Raw genomic sequence first — 1,280 nt, 5'->3', positions numbered from 1 at the left:
CCGCTTAAATCAAACCCCAAACCGAGCCGGAAACTCCAATCTTCAAAAACACAAATAGTCTCAAATCATTCGACGACGGACAAGCCGCTTGAAGAGTATCGATTTCCATATGGCCGGTTGAAAAAAGCCTGCCTTCTCCGGTACCGATGCTCGCAGTCTTGCCCAGCCGGATAGCATTGGCGCGTGAGGACGTGCTTTTGATTTTGATATTGCTGTTGTTCAGGTGAACTTCTGGCACAACGCCGTTATGCTCCGAACCTGAAATATAAATTCCGATGGCGTCATTGGATGTCGCATTGATGTCGATCGCCAGATCATTCTTGACTTCGACATAACCAGCCGACCCGTTTCCGGAATTCCCTCCAGCGCCCTGAATAACCCTTATGCCGGCTAGGAGAGGATACACATTCCATCCATTATTGGTCGACTGCATCTTAATGTTCATATTGTCGAAAATCGCTTTCGACTGATAACCGTTGAACGCCGACGTTTCCGCAGCATTTACAGTTGATCCAACGACAATGCCATAATGTTCAAACCTTTGGCCAAGGCCGAACGTGCTTCCGTCGTTCCCGTTTGGCAGATTAAGCATCGTAAGATTGAGACTGCCTATCGTCATGGTTCCGCCATGGCTGACGTGGACACCCGCCTTTGCGATATTGTCGCCTATCGGCAAAGATGCGTTGGCCGTCAGGTTCTCGATGGTCAGGTTAATGGTCCTGCCGCTCGCGTCGAATGTGGAGAATGCCGTCGGCGCGGTGCCATAGACAGAAATTCCCCCGCTTCCCTTCAATGTCGTCGTGAGATCGTTCTCGATAGTCATTGTGCGGTTGATGTTCTGGCTGTACAGGAGAAAGCCCGTGTTCCAGATGGAATTGTCTCCGATAGTTGCTGCGACCGAGGCAATCGAACACCCGCCATTATTGGTAGTGTTATTGGATGTGAAAGTGCCATTGGAATTTGGTGCACATGGTGCGGACCAAGCTGCAGACGTGAAAAGGCTTGCACTGATAATTGCCGTGCTGGCCAACCATAGTTTTTTCATTTAAAATTTCCCGCATCTGTTAGGTAAGTTTCTCATATTTGTATTCTTTTTTTCAATTTAATCAATTAGCTGAAACCAATGCTTTATTTAAATTATAGGTTGTGTGATTATATTAACACACATGGTTATTTGGCGTGATGGAATTTCGCGCACTAGGCCGTGTGGACGAATTGGCTCAGGTATTGGCCTGAGGATTCCACGAAGGAATCCAGTGTGATTCATGGATTGCCGACTG

At 47.7% G+C, this 1,280-nt stretch carries 1 protein-coding gene; it reads right to left on the bottom strand.

The annotated features are described in order from the left end of the window. Window positions 1-4: 4 nt before the first annotated feature. The gene (locus ACFO1V_RS09430) at window positions 5-1,045 is read right to left on the bottom strand and encodes a hypothetical protein (RefSeq protein ID WP_380075087.1); all 1,041 of its coding nucleotides are present in this window, start codon (window positions 1,043-1,045) and stop codon (window positions 5-7) included. Window positions 1,046-1,280 lie beyond the last annotated feature (235 nt).

This window comes from Daeguia caeni (assembly GCF_042653845.1).
Lineage (GTDB): Bacteria > Pseudomonadota > Alphaproteobacteria > Rhizobiales > Rhizobiaceae > Brucella > Brucella caeni.
Note: the sequence above shows the minus strand (reverse complement) of the source record. Positions and strands in the feature narration are given on the sequence as shown.

What these genes read in the sequence shown, in the direction of transcription:
- ACFO1V_RS09430 (WP_380075087.1), bottom strand. Translation starts at nt 1,045, where the DNA reads ATGAAAAAACTATGGTTGGCCAGCACGGCAATTATCAGTGCAAGCCTT.